Here is a 14,686-nt window from a genome sequence, read left to right as displayed (position 1 = left end):
CCCCCCCCCCCGCCCCTTCGCGCTGCCGGGGCAGGCCGCGTCGTGGCCGGCGTCCTCAGATGTGGCCGACGCCCGCGCCCGCCTCCGCGTTCTGCCCGCGCTTGGTGAGCAGCGCCACGAGGACCGCGACGGCCGCGATTCCGGCGGCCACGAGGGAGGCGAGGCTCATCCCGGAGATGAACGTCTCGTGCGCGACGGTGGTGATCTTCGTGGCGATCGCCTCGGGTGTGCCCTCCTGCACCGGCGGCACGCCGACTTGGACCGCCTCGGAGGCCTGGCCCAGCTGGGCGGGGGTGAGCGGCGGGAGCCCCGCGTCCTTCCAGTTGCCGGCCAGGTCGCTGTTGACCTTGGAGGCCATCACGGCGCCCAGCACGGCCGTACCGAGGCTGCCGCCGATCTGCATGGCGGACTGCTGGAGACCGCCGGCCACACCGGACAGCTCCAGGGGCGCGTTGCCGACGATGACCTCGGTGGCACCGACCATCACCGGGGCGAGGCCGAGGCCGAGCAGGGCGAACCAGAGCGACATGGTGAGGCCGCCGGTGCCCGTCTCGAGCGTGGACATGCCGTACATGGCGAGCGCGGTGGCGGCCATGCCGCCCGCCAGCGGGATGCGCGGGCCCACCTTGGTGATCAGGAAGCCCGCGAGCGGGGAGCCGACGATCATCATGCCGGTGAGCGGGAGGAGGTGCGTACCCGCCTCGATCGGGCTCATCCCGTGCACGTTCTGGAGGTAGAAGGTGACGAAGAACAGGCCGCCCATGAACGCGATGGCCATCAGCACCATGAGGACCACGCCGGCGGACAGCGGGACCGAGCGGAACAGCGCCAGCGGGATCAGCGGCTCCTTCACCTTCGTCTCCCAGAAGGCGAAGGCGGCGAAGCCGACCACGGAGACGGCGATGAACGTCCACGTCGTACCGTCGCCCCAGCCCCAGACCGGAGCCTTGATCAGGGCCCACACCAGGCAGAACATCGCGCCGGAGAGCAGGACGATGCCGAGGATGTCGAAGGAGCGCGGCGCGTTCTCGGCACGGTGGTCGAGCAGGATCAGCAGGCCCAGGACCAGCGCGAGGACACCGACGGGCACGTTGATGAAGAACACCGACTGCCAGTTGACGTGCTCGACGAGCACACCGCCGAGGATCGGGCCGCCGGCGGTGGAGGCGCCGATGACCATGCCCCAGATGCCGATGGCCATGTTCAGCTTCTCGGCCGGGAAGGTGGCCCGCAGCAGGCCGAGCGCGGCCGGCATCAGCAGCGCGCCGAACAGACCCTGCAGAACCCGGAAGGTGACGACCATGGCGATGGTGTGGGACAGCCCGATGGCCCCGGAGGCGGCGGCGAAGCCGGTCACGCCGATGAGGAAGGTCTGCCGGTGCCCGAAGCGGTCACCGAGCTTGCCCGCGGTGATCAGGGAGACCGCGAGGGCGAGGAAGTAGGCGTTGGTGATCCACTGCACATCGGCGAGGGTGGCGTGCAGATCGTCCCGGATGGCGGGGTTGGCGATGGCCACGATGGTGCCGTCGAGGGCCACCATCATGACCCCTACGGCGACGGTGATCAGGGTGACCCACGGGTGCCCGCGCAGCCCCTTGGCCGGCGTGGCGTCCGGTGGGCCCGCTGGGGCTTCGTCCCCCGGCCCCGTCGTGTCGATGGTGGTCTGACTAGTCATACGTTCGAGGCTAATGACAGTCACTGACAAACGACAAACCAATTCACAAGTCGGTCACTGACATGTCGCTCTCCTATAGTCTGAACAGGGGAAACAGTTCGCGTTCGAGGCAGGGTGCGGGAAAGAGATCCGGAGAGGTCCATGAAGACGGCGGGGGCCGCCGAGACGGCGCCACGGACGGAGTCGCGGCCGGAATCGCGGACGGCGGCACGGCCGGGACTGCGCGAACGCAAGAAGCGGCGCACCCGCGACGCGCTGCTGCGGGCGGCACTGGAACTTTTCACCACCCAGGGGTACGAACGGACGACGGTCGACGAGATCGCCGAGGCCGTCGACGTCTCCCAGCGCACCTTCTTCCGCTACTTCCCGGGCAAGGAGGAGGCCGCCTTCGCCGTGCAGGAGATGGTGGAGGCGCACTTCGTCGACTCGCTGCGCGCCCGCCCGCCCGGGGAGGCCCCGCTGGAGGCGCTGCGCCGGGCGGTGCTGGAGGGCTGGGACACGATCAGCGACGCCGTGGGCAGCGTCGTGCCCGTGGAGCTGTACCTGCGCATGTTCCGGGTGATCGAGTCGACACCGGCCCTGCTCGCCGAGCATCTGCGCCGCTCGGCGGAGACCGAGGAGCAGATCGCGCGGCTGCTCGCCGAGCGTGAGGGCCTCGACGTGGACGCCGATCCGCGGCCGCGGCTGGCGGTCGCCGTGTTCGGCGCGGTGATGCGGGTGACGAGCCGTCAGTGGAGCACACGCGAGGGCGCCGGCCCACAGGCCATGCGGGAACTCACCGCCGCGTACCTCGACCAGGTGGGACCCGCGCTCACCGGGAACTGGCGTACGAGCCGCCGAGCTTGAGCGCGGACATTCCACCCGTCCTGAACTGCCGTACGCCTGACCGATCTTGGACACGCTCACGAACTGAGGTCACCGTCACACCGTCCGAAACGTGATACCCGTCACTCGGTTAACGCGAGACCGCCCCGTTCTCCTAGTGTGTCCTTCCAGTGACTTCCTTCGACACCTCCCCACAACTCAACGTCTGGCGCGCACTGCTCGCGCTGGCCGTGGTCTTCGTGATGCTGGCCACCACCGGCTGGACCGCGGTGCGCGGCCATCGCGGCACCACCGCCCTCCAGGCGTCGCTGACCGCCTGGGACCACGGCCGCCTGCACGGGCACCGGCTGCCGGACGCGGACGCCTCCCCCACCCTGCTGCGGCGCTTCTTCGCCTCGCTCGGCGCGCAGGACCGCGACCGGCTCGTCCACCGCTTCCCGCTCGCCGTCGGCAACATGGACGGCGCCCCGGTCCGGCTGCGCTACCAGGCCAACCGCATCGCGCTCCGACAGGCGTGCAAGGCCGAGCTGGCCCGCACGCACGACAGCCGGCTCTCCCCGGCCGGGCAGCAGGACGCGGGCCACCGCATGCAGCGCTACACCTCGCTCATGGCGAAGGGCCGGCAGATCCTGGCCTTCGATCCCGAGGGCACGGGCCGGGTCGCCGAGGTCTTCGGCGATCTGCGCACCGCCGAGCGGGTCTCCGTCGTCGTCCCCGGCGTGGACACCGACCTGATCACCTTCCGCAAGAGCTACCGCCCGTACTCGGCGCCGTACGGCATGGCGAAGTCGCTGTACAAGGCCGAGCGCCGGGCGGACCCCTCGACCCGTACCGCCGTGATCGCCTGGGCCGACTACACCGCGCCCAGCGGACTCGGCGTGGACGCCGCCACGGCGATGCGCGCCGAGGAGGGCGCGGTGCGGCTGAACAAGCTGCTGCGGGGACTGCCGGGCCACGCGTCGGTCGCGCTGTTCTGCCACAGCTACGGGTCGGTGGTGTGCGGCATCGCCGCGCGCGACCTGCCGCCGCGGGTGTCCGACATAGCGGTGGCCGCCAGCCCCGGCATGCGCGTGCCGAGCGCCTCCCACCTGCACACCTCCGCCCGGGTGTGGGCGATGCGGGACGCCACCGACTGGATCCAGGACGTGCCCTACCTCGAACTCGGCGGCCTCGGCCACGGCGCCGACCCGGTCTCCCCGGCGTTCGGCGCGCGGGTGCTGTCGGCACAGGGCGCCAAGGGCCACGCCGGCTACTTCGAGCCGGGCACCGACAGCCTGGCGAACTTCGCCGAGATCGGGGTCGGCGCGTACGAGTCGGTGCGGTGCGCACATGACGACAACGGATGCCGGGCGGATTTGTCCGGTGCGACTCCGGCCGGACGCGCGTAGAGACAGCAGGAACTGCGGTCCGCCCGGGGAGCGACGAAGGCGCCCCGGCCCCCTACGATGAGCCGCATGGGTGACGTACTGGCCGGATTTCATGCTGCCTGGGAGTTCGAGTCCGATTCCGTGCTCATCCGCTACGAACGGGGGATTCGAACACCCAAACTCTTCCAGGCCCTCGGTGTCCGCCGGATCCCCCTGGCGGCACTCGCGGGCCTGAGGCTCGCCGCGGGCCGGCGCGGCACCGTGGTCCTGCGCGCCGAGCCCAGACCGGGCGCCGATCCGCTGATGGACGCGGCCGACGGGCAGCTCAAGGAGGGCTGCGACCCGTATCGCCTCGTGCTGCCCGCCGAGCGGGAGACACTGGCCGAGCACTTCGCCGAGGAGGTGCGCGCCCGGCTCCCCGCGAGCGGACCGGCCGACCGCTACCTGGTGGCGGCGCCGCGGGCCCCCCGGCAGTTCAAGGCGTACGACGGGAAGGCGTCCTTCGACGGCAAGGCGGTGCGGTTCCGGTGGTCGTGGACGGGAGCCTCCTCGGCCAAGTGGAAGGCCGGCGACCAGAGCTTCCCCGTCGTCGACATGGGCGGGGTGGAGTGGCGCTCGCCCGAGGTGCTCGAAGGGCATCTGCGGCTGCTGCCGCGTGATCCGGGCGTCGCCGCCCAGCCGCCGCAGCCGGACCAGGATCCGGCCGCGGTGGTGTTCGGGTCCGGGTACGGGCCGGTGCACGAGTCGCTGCCGTTCGCCGCGGCCGTACTGGCCGCGGTGCGGGCGGCGGGCCCGGCGGCACCGGTGCCGGTGCCGGTGCCGGCCCCGCGCCGCGACCCCGCGGACATCGCCGAGCGGATCCGCCACCTCGGGGAGCTGCACCAGGCGGGACTGGTGACGGACGAGGAGTTCACCTCGAAGAAGGCGGAGCTGCTGGCGGAGCTGTGACGGGCGGACCGGGACAGGTGCCGTCGGGACAGGTGTCGTCGGCGCCCTCCTTCCGCGCCGTGGTCGGGTGCGGGAGCAGCAGGCGGAAGACACAGCCCTCGCCGGGGCGGGTGTCCAGTTCCAGGCGTCCGTCGTGTGATTCGGCGATGGCCGCGGCGATGGCGAGGCCGAGGCCGGATCCCGCTCGCGGGTGCCGACCGGACGGTTCGGCTCGGTAGAAGCGGTCGAAGACGCGGACCGCCTCGTCGCGGCCGAGGCCGGGACCGCTGTCGGCGACCTCGATGACGCAGACGGCTGTGCCGGGCTCCGGCGGCGGACCGGTGCTGGTGCGGTCGGGGCGATCCGTGCCCAGGTCGTGTTCGCCGGTGCGGGCGGCGCCGACTCTGACCCGGACGCGGGTGCCGTCGGGGGTGTGGGTGCAGGCGTTGGACAGCAGGTTGCCGAGCACCTGGGCGAGTTGGTGGGGATCGCCGGCCGTTTCGACGATGTCGAGATCGCGCTCGTGGCCGCCGGGCTGGGTGGTGAGTGGCTCCAGGGCGATACCGCGCCGCGGGTGGCGGATGGCGGTGGTGGCGATGGCGTCGGCGGCCAGGGAGAGCAGGTCGACGGGCTCGCGGTGCGGGAGGGGGGCGTCGCCGAGTTTGGCGAGGAGGAAGAGGTCGTCGACCAGGCGGCTCATGCGCTCCGCGTTGTGGTTGATCAGGGTGTGCGCCTCATGCCGCCGCAGGTCGCTCATGTGGGGTTCGTCGAGGAGGAGTTCGGCGAAGCCCTGGATCGCCGTGAGGGGGGTGCGCAGTTCGTGACCGGCGTCCGCCATGAAGCGGCGCAGTTGCTGCTCGGAGTTCTCCGTGCGGTGCAGCGCGGTGCGCAGGCGGTCGAGCATCGTGTTCAGTGCCAGGCTCAGACGCCCGACCTCGGTGTCCGGGTCGGTGACGGGAACGTTGAGCTCCAGGGCTCCCTCGGTGATGCGCTGGGCGGTCCGCTCCACGCGGGTGAGGGGTCGCAGGCCGAGACGGACGGCGACATCGCCCAGGAGGACGACGCCACCGGCGACCGCGAAGCCGAGGACGACGCTGAACCAGAGCAGTTTGGTGGTGGCACCGTCGACGGTGTCCAGGGGAAGGGCGACGACGGTGTGCATGTGGTCGGCCCCGGTGTAGTCGATCACCCGCCACCCGGATCCGGACGAGTCCTCGGACTCGACCGTGCTGGGCCTTCCCGTCGTCAGGTGCAGGTCGGCCGCCTTTTCCGGGAGTCGCGGCCCCGGACTGTCGCCGGTGCCAAGAAAGGCGCGGAGCAGGTGGCCGTCCTGGCCGTAGAAGAAGACGCGGTAGTCCGAGGGCAGCGCGTTGTCCGCGCCGGGAGGCCGGAGTGTTCCGCCGGTGGCGATGTCGTGCTGGACGTCGGCCGGGGGGCGGAAGTGGGTGAGCCTGTCGTCGACCTGATCGGTGAGCCAGGTGCGCAGCACGGTCAGGCCGGCGATCTGGCACAGGACGACGGCGGAGGTCGCCAGCAGGCCGGCGGTCAGCACGAGACGGCTGCGCAGGGAGCGCGGACGCGGCCGGCGCGGCCACCTCATCGTGCGGCCGTGTTCGTCTCGCCGCGCGGGAGCCTCAGGCAGTAGCCGACTCCGCGCACGGTGTGGATCAGCGCGGGCGGGTCGCGGTCGATCTTGCCGCGCAGGTTCTTGACATAGGTGTCGACGATCCGGGTGTCGCCCGAGAAGTCGTACCGCCACACCTGCTGGAGGATCTCCGTCTTCTCCAGCACGCGTTCGGGGTGGGACAGCAGACAGGCCAGGAGCCGGAACTCGGTCGGCGACAGCTTCAGGAGCCGGCCGGCGCGTCGTACCTCGTGCGTGCGCTCGTCCAGGGTGAGGTCGGCGTAGCGCAGGGGAGGACGGACGGCCGGGGCGGAGGCAGGGGCGTTGCTGCGGCGCAGGATGGCGCGGATGCGCAGCAGCACCTCCTGGACGTGGAAGGGCTTGGTGACGTAGTCGTCGCCCCCCGAACTCAGGCCGATGATGCGGTCCTCGACGCCGGTGCGGGCGGTGAGGAACAGCACAGGGGTGTAGACGCCCTGGGCGCGCAGGTCGCGGGTGAGCCGGAAGCCGTCGGTGTCGGGCAGCATGACGTCCAGCACGATCAGGTCGGGGCGGCGGTTCCCGGCCTCGAACATCGCCTCCTGCCCGTCGGCCGCGCTCGCCACGGTGTAGCCGGCCGCGCTGAGCGCGGAGGTGAGCAGGGTGCGGATGCTGGGGTCGTCCTCCACGACCAGGACGGTGTGCCGGGAAGCGGGCGTCCGCGCGGGGGCGTGTGGGTCGGTCACGTTCGGGCACCTCGGGGTACGGGCAGGCGGAGCCGCTGCGAGGCGGTCCTGGGGCGAAACACGCCCCAGTCGTGCGGCGCGATGGTAGCCAGGAATCCTGTGCGCAAAAGGCGCACATCCGGCCCGGGCGGGCCGACCGGCGCCCCGGGCGGCCTCCGGAGGGAGAGGCGGCCCGGGACGCCGGCGTGCTCAGCCGGTCACCTGCTTGTCCTTGGCGAGAGCCGCGGCACGATCGGTGACGGTCTTCTCGAGATCGGTGACGGCGGTGTCCAGCTCCTTGGAGCCGGCGCCCGCCGAGCGGGCCTGGTCCGCGATGGCCCGAAGGTCCTTGGCCGCCGTACCCGACTGGTAGAACTTCTGGTACAGCGCTCGGTAGGCCTTCTTGTAGACCCCGTCGAAGGCGTCGGACTCCAGGAACTTGGTCTTCAGGACATGACCGTTCATGAGTCCGCCGCCCTTGCCGCCGGGCATCCCCTGGCCCGGACCGTCACCCTGACCACCGACCGCCGCCCCGCCGGGCATACCTTCTGGCATCCCCTCAGGCATTCCCTCGGGCATCCCTTCAGGCATTCCCTCCGGCATACCGCCGCCCATACCGCCGCCCATGCTGATGGAGTCGTCGGGCCCGGCAGCCGCGTCCCCGCTGAACGTCAGGTTGAAGTCCCAGCCCAGAACGGAGAACTTCCTGGTGTCGAGGTCGTACCACAGCAGGTAGTTCTTGCCGGGCCCGGCCATGTCGTCGAAGTTCAGCAGCAGGTTCTGCGTCGCGAGATAGGTGGCCAGCGAGTCGACGTCGACGTACGTGCCGAGGTCGCGGGCGAACTCCTTGTCCGAGGCCTTGTCCGCCCACTTGATGAGCTTCATCACCGGTTCGAGGTCCTGGCTGCCCTTCTTGTTGAGCTGCTTGAAGGAACTCTCGTAGTCCGTCGGGTCGTCACCGCGGTAGGTGAAGCTTCCACCGGCCTTCGCCTTGTACAGCACCCCGTTGCCGTCGGCCACTTCCTCGGCGTAGTCGGTGTCGGGACTTTCGACCATGAGCCGTGCGACCGAGGGCCGGTCGTTCACCGTCAGCTTGGTGAAGGCGTACCGTTCGGCCTTCTGTCCGGTCTTCTGGATCAGCGACAGCGACAGCGCCTCGTTCAGCGGCACCTGGCCGTTGCTGCCGGGACGCAGCGAGATCTCCCGCTCGCCCTGGTAGGCGCGGCCCTCGACGAACTCGTCGATCTTGACGAGCCAGGGCAGTTCCTCCGGCTTCTTCTCGGACAGGTCGTACTGCATCATCCCGCCCATGCCGCCGGCCCCGCCTGGACCGCCGCCCGTCTTCTGGTCCTGCTTCTGATCCCGGCCGCGGTCCTGGTTCCCGCCTCCACCGGGAGCGCCGTCTCCGCCGGGAGCACCGGCCGGAGCCCCCTGCCCGGCACCGGGGAATCCGCGGCCGCCACCGGGCATGCCCTTGTTGCCCCGCAGTGACATCAACGTGGAGTTGCCCTTGAGCCGGATCCCGACGTCATTGAGGTAGACCCCGTCGATGACCAGATCCGCCTTGACGTAGTCCTTGGTGCCGTCGTCGCGGAACTCCTTCATCATCTTGTCGAAGTCGGTCTGCTTGTAGGTGAGTTGGATCGAGTGCGACACCGACGTGTCGTACAGGTCCACGGATCCCCTCACGTTCTCGGTGATGGGGTCCGCCTCGACCCGCGAGGCCGATGTGACGTAGGGGGAGATCCGCACGTCGCCCAGGAAGACGACCATCGCGGTGAGGCCGACGCCCAGTGCCGCGGCCGGCTTCCAGTGGTGGCGCAGCCGCACGGGCAGCCGGTCCCGCAGGCGGCGCCGGCGGCGCGCAGTGGTGTCCTCGGCCATCACAGATCGGTGGTGTCGTAACCGGTCAGCACCGTCACCCGCTGTCCGGACGTGCGCTCCTGAAGGGCGCTGACCAGGTCGCCGGGCTCGGCGCCCTTCTTCAGCCGCACCGTGTAGAAGACCTCGCTCAGCGCGCCGCCGCGGATCGTCTCGGTACTCACCAGCTCGAACTCGCTGGTGTACTTGATCAGCACGTCACGGATCTGCGGGGTGTAGTCGTCACCGGCCGGGACCTGGACCTTGACGACCTGACGCTGCACGTTCAGCGCGAACCAGTTGAACTTGGACATCGCGAAGATGACGGCGCAGATCACCACGGCGCCGACCGCGGCCAGCGTGTAGAAGCGGGCACCGCAGGCCATGCCGATCGCCATGGCGAGGAAGATGAATCCGACGTCCCGGGTCTCCTTGACCGCGTTCCTGAAACGGACCACGGACAACGCGCCGACCAGTGAGAACGCGCGCGCCAGGTTCGAGCCGACGACCAGCATGATCAGTGCGACGATCATGCCGACGACGACCAGGGTCTGAACGTAGGACTGGCTGTAGGAGACGTTGCGGTGCGTGTACCGGTACACGTAACCGATGAGCGTGGACAGGATGAACGACAGCGCCATCGCCGCCACGACATCGGCCACGCTGAACGTGCCGCTCAGTTCCTGCAGATTGAGGTCGAAGTTCACTGTGCTCCTGCTTTCATCGGCGCGTCCTGCGCCGGCCGCTGACAGGGCGGCTCTGCTTCGGTGGGGGTGGGTGGCGGGTAGTCCGCCTCGTTGACGTGGAAGACCGAGCGGGGAGCGAGGCCGAAGGCCTCGATGGACTGCACGTACTTCGAGACCCGGATGAGGTTGAGGTTGCGGCGCGCGGCCAGGTCGGTGATCCAGTGCGGGGTGCGCTCGTTGACCTTGACCTCCATCACCGACAGGTGCGGGGGGATCGTGAACCGGTTCTCCGGCGTCGGGGTGCCGAGGTGGAAGTCCCGGTCCCGGCCGCGGATGCGGCGGTCGAAGGTGACGCGCAGGCCGGTGTCCGCGTCACGGCCGACCAGGGCCTCGCGCTGGTAGCCGGTGATCGCGGTGGGCTGGAGGTTCAGCCGTACGACGAGTTCGAGGACCTCCTGGACGAAGGCGCTCTCCTTCGCCGAGTGCGGCACCGTCTCCCGGCCGTCGCACAACTGCCGCGCCGTGCCGTAGGGCAGGGTGATGCGGCGCTTCTGCGTGACCCGGTTGACGCGCTGCTTGATCTCCACGCACACCGGCGACTCGTCGGTGACGCCGTCGAGGTCGCCGTAGTGGCGGATGCGCAGCTTGCGGCGGAACTTCAGTCCCTCGATCTTCTCCCAGTAGAAGCGCAGCTGGGGAGTGTCGTAGTACAGGCTCCACACGCCGTAGCCGCCGACCGGGCTGTGCAGGTCCCGGTCCATCCGCTCGGCCAGTTCGTCCCGGATCCGCGTCGCCTGGTCCACCGGGACCAGGTACTTCAGCTCGAACCGGTTGAACGCGTGCAGCCGGCTCGCCACGTGCAGCGGCTCGTCGTTCTCCGGTTCCCCGCCCTCGCCGGCCCGGATCCGACCGTCCCGGCCGTCGCGCGCCGCGGCTGCCTTCGACAGGAACACCATGCGCCTCCTTGTTCGTACGTTGCGGAGCGACCGCCACGCACACGCAACCAAGGGCGCATGAGGAGCCCATGAGAATCACGGGTTGATTTCAGGAGTCCTGGAGAAGGCCGGAAAGTGAACGCGGGGAGACGTCCGTGGCCGGTTCACCGCTCCCGCTGCTCAGCGGCGTCCGGCGTCCGCTCAGTGGCGTCCGGCGTCCGCGTAGAAACTGATCTTGCGGTCCAGTACCGCGAGCGTGTCCCGGAGTTCGGCGATCCGGGCCAGGACGTCCCGGCGGGTCGCCTCCAGCAGCGCGTGCCGGTCGCCGTAGGTGCTCTCGCCCGCGCGCACCAGCTCCGCGTACCTGACCATGTCGGCGACCGGCATCCCGGTCAGCCGGAGCTTGCCGACCAGGTCGAGCCAGTCCAGGTCGCGGTTGGTGTACCGGCGCTGGCCGGTGTGCGAGCGGTCGACGTGCGGCATCAGGCCGATCCGCTCGTACCAGCGCAGGGTGTGGGCCGTCAGCCCGGTGAAGGCGACGACCTCGCTGATCGTGTAGCCGTCCTGCCCGTCGGGGCGCGGGTGCCGCCGGGGGGCGGCGGAGCAGAGGTCGGCGCCGGTGGGGGCTTCCTCGGTCTCCTCGATGGTCACGGCCGTGGTCTGCGTCACCGTCATGCCCCCAACGCTATGGCCTTCGAGTACGCTCGAAGCAAGCGGAACCCGGTAAGGCGGCGAGAAATGCACACGACGCGGGCCGGACGCGGTGGCTAGCGTGCCGGGCATGAGTCTCGTACGACGTGCCGAACCCGAGGACGCCGCGGAAGTGCTGCGACTGCGCCAGGTGATGATCGACTCGGTCCACGGCACCGACCCCTCCACCGACTGGCACGCGCAGTCCCTGCCCACCGTGCACTCGAGGCTGGCCGACCCGGACGGGGGCTTCGCGGCGTTCGTCGTGGACCACCCGGAGCGGCCCGGGGCCCTGGCCGCGCTGGTGGCCGGGACGCTGGAGTACCGGATCGGACGCGCGGACAACCCGCACGGACGGGTCGGCTACGTCTTCAGCGTGGCGACCGACCCGGACGCCCGGCGCCGCGGGTACGCGCGCGCGTGCATGGAGGCGCTGCTGGACTGGTTCCGGGAGCGGGGCGCGGCACAGGTCGACCTCACCGCGTCCGCCGAGGCCGAGCCCCTCTACGCCGAGCTGGGCTTCGTGCGCAAGCCGGACCCCTCGATGCGGCTGCGTCTGTGAGCCGCATAGGCTCGACGGCATGTCGTTGAGCTCCCTGGCGTCGATCGAGAACTGGCCGGTCCCCACCGCGGCCGCGGGCGTGGTCCGCGCGGACGGAACGGTCCTGGGCACCCACGGCCCGACCGCGCGGCCCTTCCCGCTGGCCTCGGTCACCAAGCCGCTGGCGGCCTACGCCGCGCTGGTCGCCTACGAGGAGGGCGCGATCGAGCTGGACGAGCCGGCCGGCCCGCCCGGCGCGACCGTCCGCCACCTGCTCGCCCACACCTCGGGGCTGGCCTTCGACGAACACCGGGTGACCTCCCGGCCCGGCGAACGGCGGCTGTACTCCAACGCCGGCTTCGAGCAGCTCGGCGACCACGTCGCCAAGGCCACGGACATCCCGTTCGGCGAGTACCTGCGCCAGGCGGTCCTGGAGCCGCTGGGCATGACGCGGACGACCCTGGACGGCTCCCCGGCCAAGGACGCGGTCTCGACGGTCGACGACCTGCTCCGCTTCGCCGCCGAGCTCCAGGCACCGCGCCTGCTGGACCCGCGCACGGTCGCCGAGGCGATGACCGTCCAGTACCCGGGCACCAAGGGCGTCCTGCCGGGCTACGGCCACCAGAACCCCAACGACTGGGGCCTCGGCTTCGAGATCCGCGACGCCAAGTCCCCCCACTGGACGGGCGCTTCCTCCTCCCCGCGCACCTTCGGCCACTTCGGCCAGTCCGGCACGTTCCTGTGGACCGACCCGGCCGCGGGCGCGGCCTGCGTCGCCCTGACGGACCGCGCCTTCGGCCCCTGGGCCATCGAGGCGTGGCCGCCGTTCACGGACGGGGTACTGTCCGAGCTGCGCGCCGCCTGAGACAACGCCGACCGTGGACATCACCTTCCGGCGCCTGCTCCCCTCGGACACCGAGCCCCTGGTCCGCTTCCTGACCGGTGAGGGCCGGCCGTTCCACAGCGTCAGCGAGGTGGCCGACGACACGCCCCTGTTCGACCTGCGCCTACGGTCCGGACACCGGGGACGCGGCATCGGCCACGCGGCCGTGACCTGGCTGACGCGGTACCTGTTCGAGGAGTTCCCGCACGTACATCGCATCGAGGGAACCACCCGCCAGGACAACCACCCGATGCGCCGCGTCCTCCTGCGCTGCGGCTACGCCGAAGAAGCCCACTACCGGGGGCAAGTACGGTGTCGTCGTCTGTCGGTTGCGAGCTGGGGGAACAGAGGATGCGCGACGCCGTCGTAACACCTGGGGGCGACCGGATCCGTTGGGTCGAGTTGCCGGGGCGGGACGCGGCACGCGTCTATGTGCACGGCCTCGGCGCCACCTCGCCCGCCTACTTCGCCGAAGTCGCCGTCCACCCTCTCCTCGCCGGGCACCGCTCACTGCTTGTCGATCTCCTGGGCCACGGCATCAGCGACCGGCCGACGGACTTCGACTACACCCTGGAATCCCATGCCGACGCGCTGGCCACCGCTCTGACCGCAGCAGGGGTGGCCGGGGCGGAACTGGTCGCGCACAGCATGGGCGGTTCCGTCGCCATCGTTCTGGCGAGCCGCCACCCCCGCCTGGTCTCCCGGCTGGTCCTGGTCGACGCCAACCTGGACCCGATCACGCCCTCCCCCGGCGCCCCCGGCAGCAGCGGCATCGCCGCCTACTCCGAGCCGGAGTTCCTGAACGGCGGCTGGACACACGTCCGCGACGCGGCCGGCGCACACTGGTGGTCCACCATGCGTCTGGCCGGCCGGGCGGCCCTGCACCGCAGCGCGGTCCACCTCACCCGCGGCACCACCCCCACGATGCGCGAACTTCTCCTCCGCCTGAGCATCCCGCGCACCTTCCTGCTCCCCGAGTCCGACGGGCCGCTCGACGGCGCGGAGGCCCTCACCGCATCCGGGGTGTCCGTCATCCCGGTCCCGGACTGCGGGCACAACATCATGCTGGACAACCCGGAGGCCTTCGCACGCGCCACCGCCGCGGCCCTCGCGGCTTGAGCGGCTTGAGCGGCTCGAGCGGCTCGAGATCCGTACAGCCGGAGCCTGGCCGATCCACAGCGTCAGCGAGGTGGACCCCGACACGGCGCGCCGGTGGAGTTCTCCCGCGCTCAAGCCGTGACCTGCGCCGCCGGCCGCCCGCCTGGCCGACGCCGGCCGAGCACCGGGTGTGCCGTGGGTGTCAGGCCCAGTCGAGGACGTCTTCGTGGCTCAGACGCGGCAGGCGGCCGAACTCCGGGGCCCCGGCGGGGTGGCCGATGTTGACGACGAGGATGGAGTGCCAGTCGTTCTCCGGGAAGAACTCCTTGTCGAGCCCGGCGGCGTCGAAGCCGGCCATCGGTCCGGCGGCCAGGCCGAAGGCGCGGACCGCGAGGATGAAATAGCCCGCCTGGAGCGGCCCGTTGAAGGACGTGATGCCGTCACGGTGGGCCGGGTCGGACTCGAACTGGTCCTTCATCTCCGGGCGGATCGGGAAGATCTGCGGGATGTGCTCGTGGAAGCGGTTGTCCACGGCGAGGACCGCGACGACCGGCGCAGAGGCCGACTTCGGTCGGTTGCCCTCCGCAAGGTGCGGGAGCAGGCGCTCCTTGCCCTCGGGTGTACGGACGTACAGGACGCGCAGCGGCTGCATGTTGGCGGCGGTGGGGGCCCACCGGGCCAGCTCCCAGACGCCGCCCAGCGTCTCGTCGTCGACGGGTGTGCCGGCGAACGAGAACGCGGTGCGCGCGTCGGTGAAGAGCGCGGCGCGGGCGTCGTCGTCGATGCGGGGAAGGGTTCCTGCGGACATGGGGATTCTCCGTGTGAACGCGTAGTAGCTAGCTGAAACAATGTCGCTTCGAAAAACATAGCA

Annotated in this window: 15 protein-coding genes; 7 read left to right on the top strand and 8 right to left on the bottom strand. The window is 70.8% G+C overall.

Annotated features, from left to right (window positions below; genetic code table 11):
• Window positions 1–55: 55 nt before the first annotated feature.
• A complete protein-coding gene (locus tag ACTYVM_RS28185; RefSeq protein WP_445528648.1) occupies window positions 56–1,675 on the bottom strand; it encodes an MFS transporter in 1,620 nt (539 codons plus the stop codon).
• Between the two features lie 141 nt (window positions 1,676–1,816).
• Here ACTYVM_RS28185 and ACTYVM_RS28180 point away from each other — a divergent pair, with 141 nt between their 5' ends.
• The 3 genes from ACTYVM_RS28180 (at window position 1,817) to ACTYVM_RS28170 (ending at window position 4,815) form a co-directional block, all read left to right on the top strand.
• On the top strand, window positions 1,817–2,521 hold the full coding sequence (locus ACTYVM_RS28180; RefSeq protein WP_445528647.1) for a TetR family transcriptional regulator: 705 nt from the start codon (window positions 1,817–1,819) through the stop codon (window positions 2,519–2,521).
• 149 nt (window positions 2,522–2,670) lie between these two features.
• Window positions 2,671–3,888, top strand: a complete 1,218-nt coding sequence (locus ACTYVM_RS28175) for an alpha/beta hydrolase (protein WP_445528646.1) — start codon at window positions 2,671–2,673, stop codon at window positions 3,886–3,888.
• Window positions 3,889–3,954: 66 nt separating this feature from the next.
• Window positions 3,955–4,815 carry a DUF4429 domain-containing protein gene (locus ACTYVM_RS28170; RefSeq protein ID WP_445528645.1) on the top strand — a complete coding sequence of 287 codons (861 nt, stop codon included), beginning with the start codon at window positions 3,955–3,957 and terminating at the stop codon, window positions 4,813–4,815.
• Here the strand turns inward: ACTYVM_RS28170 and ACTYVM_RS28165 are convergent.
• The 6 genes from ACTYVM_RS28165 to ACTYVM_RS28140 all read right to left on the bottom strand — a co-directional run bounded on the left by ACTYVM_RS28165 (window position 4,778) and on the right by ACTYVM_RS28140 (window position 11,278).
• Window positions 4,778–6,394 carry a sensor histidine kinase gene (locus ACTYVM_RS28165; RefSeq protein ID WP_445528644.1) on the bottom strand — a complete coding sequence of 539 codons (1,617 nt, stop codon included), beginning with the start codon at window positions 6,392–6,394 and terminating at the stop codon, window positions 4,778–4,780. The two genes, ACTYVM_RS28170 and ACTYVM_RS28165, sit on opposite strands and share 38 nt — an antisense overlap.
• The gene (locus ACTYVM_RS28160; protein ID WP_445528643.1) at window positions 6,391–7,143 is read right to left on the bottom strand and encodes a response regulator transcription factor; all 753 of its coding nucleotides are present in this window, start codon (window positions 7,141–7,143) and stop codon (window positions 6,391–6,393) included. Before ACTYVM_RS28160 ends, ACTYVM_RS28165 begins: the two co-directional genes overlap by 4 nt.
• A 189-nt stretch (window positions 7,144–7,332) precedes the next feature.
• A complete protein-coding gene (locus ACTYVM_RS28155) occupies window positions 7,333–9,006 on the bottom strand; it encodes a CotH kinase family protein (RefSeq protein WP_445528642.1) in 1,674 nt (557 codons plus the stop codon).
• Window positions 9,006–9,689 carry a DUF4956 domain-containing protein gene (locus ACTYVM_RS28150; protein WP_445528641.1) on the bottom strand — a complete coding sequence of 228 codons (684 nt, stop codon included), beginning with the start codon at window positions 9,687–9,689 and terminating at the stop codon, window positions 9,006–9,008. Before ACTYVM_RS28150 ends, ACTYVM_RS28155 begins: the two co-directional genes overlap by 1 nt.
• On the bottom strand, window positions 9,686–10,525 hold the full coding sequence (locus ACTYVM_RS28145; RefSeq protein ID WP_445528654.1) for a polyphosphate polymerase domain-containing protein: 840 nt from the start codon (window positions 10,523–10,525) through the stop codon (window positions 9,686–9,688). Before ACTYVM_RS28145 ends, ACTYVM_RS28150 begins: the two co-directional genes overlap by 4 nt.
• A gap of 279 nt (window positions 10,526–10,804) precedes the next feature.
• Complete coding sequence (locus ACTYVM_RS28140) at window positions 10,805–11,278, bottom strand: MerR family transcriptional regulator (protein WP_400025439.1); 474 nt, start codon at window positions 11,276–11,278, stop codon at window positions 10,805–10,807.
• A gap of 106 nt (window positions 11,279–11,384) precedes the next feature.
• Between ACTYVM_RS28140 and ACTYVM_RS28135 the strand changes: the two genes are divergently transcribed.
• The 4 genes from ACTYVM_RS28135 to ACTYVM_RS28120 are packed head-to-tail and all read left to right on the top strand — an operon-like array spanning window position 11,385 to window position 13,836.
• Window positions 11,385–11,855: a GNAT family N-acetyltransferase gene (locus ACTYVM_RS28135; protein WP_445528640.1), complete on the top strand. Its 471-nt coding sequence runs from the start codon at window positions 11,385–11,387 to the stop codon at window positions 11,853–11,855.
• Window positions 11,856–11,874: 19 nt separating this feature from the next.
• On the top strand, window positions 11,875–12,699 hold the full coding sequence (locus tag ACTYVM_RS28130) for a serine hydrolase domain-containing protein (RefSeq protein ID WP_445528639.1): 825 nt from the start codon (window positions 11,875–11,877) through the stop codon (window positions 12,697–12,699).
• Window positions 12,700–12,712: 13 nt separating this feature from the next.
• A complete protein-coding gene (locus ACTYVM_RS28125) occupies window positions 12,713–13,087 on the top strand; it encodes a GNAT family N-acetyltransferase (RefSeq protein ID WP_445528638.1) in 375 nt (124 codons plus the stop codon).
• Window positions 13,069–13,836, top strand: coding sequence for an alpha/beta fold hydrolase (locus tag ACTYVM_RS28120; protein ID WP_445528637.1), 768 nt, complete (start codon window positions 13,069–13,071; stop codon window positions 13,834–13,836). Before ACTYVM_RS28125 ends, ACTYVM_RS28120 begins: the two co-directional genes overlap by 19 nt.
• A 181-nt stretch (window positions 13,837–14,017) precedes the next feature.
• On the opposite strand, the gene ACTYVM_RS28115 is transcribed toward ACTYVM_RS28120, so the two are convergent.
• Complete coding sequence (locus ACTYVM_RS28115; RefSeq protein WP_445528636.1) at window positions 14,018–14,623, bottom strand: malonic semialdehyde reductase; 606 nt, start codon at window positions 14,621–14,623, stop codon at window positions 14,018–14,020.
• Window positions 14,624–14,686 lie beyond the last annotated feature (63 nt).

The organism is Streptomyces cyslabdanicus (assembly GCF_052663305.1).
This window is presented reverse-complemented; position numbering and strand designations above follow the sequence as displayed.